Source organism: Enterobacter cloacae complex sp.6700776, assembly GCF_048284255.1.
Taxonomy (GTDB): Bacteria; Pseudomonadota; Gammaproteobacteria; order Enterobacterales; family Enterobacteriaceae; genus Enterobacter; species Enterobacter intestinihominis.
Genome location: NZ_JBLVYK010000089.1, coordinates 1 through 354, shown reverse-complemented (window position 1 = coordinate 354; position 354 = coordinate 1). Strand labels below are relative to the sequence as shown.

General features: G+C 46.0%; 1 protein-coding gene. It reads right to left on the bottom strand.

The window, feature by feature from the left end; genetic code table 11:
* Window positions 1–354, bottom strand: a 354-nt coding sequence (locus tag ACNQ0T_RS23345) for an LptA/OstA family protein (protein ID WP_417930399.1), incomplete at both ends; no start/stop codon positions are given.

Genomic DNA, 354 nt, shown 5'->3' with positions numbered 1-354 from the left:
ATCTAAGTTTGACCACGCTGAAGGGCCTTTCAGGATAATTTGAGGGTCATCGTAATGGACATTCCCCGTCGCCGTCACTTCACGAACCGGTTCTTCACCCTCTTTTTGGGTTTGTGTCAGTTTAACGTTATCTGCTGTGAGAGTCTGGTTGCCCTGCTGAATATCAACGTTACCAGTATATTCGACAAAATTAGGGTATTCCCCTGTGACGTCGTCAGCTTGAATCTCAATCGGTAAGCTATTTTGATCACCAGAGATAATAGGTTTGTCATAAACAGGCACCCCAAGCATACATTGTGCTGCAAGATCAGCATGTGCTTGCTGGCTATAAATAGCCGCCCATACCATGGTGGC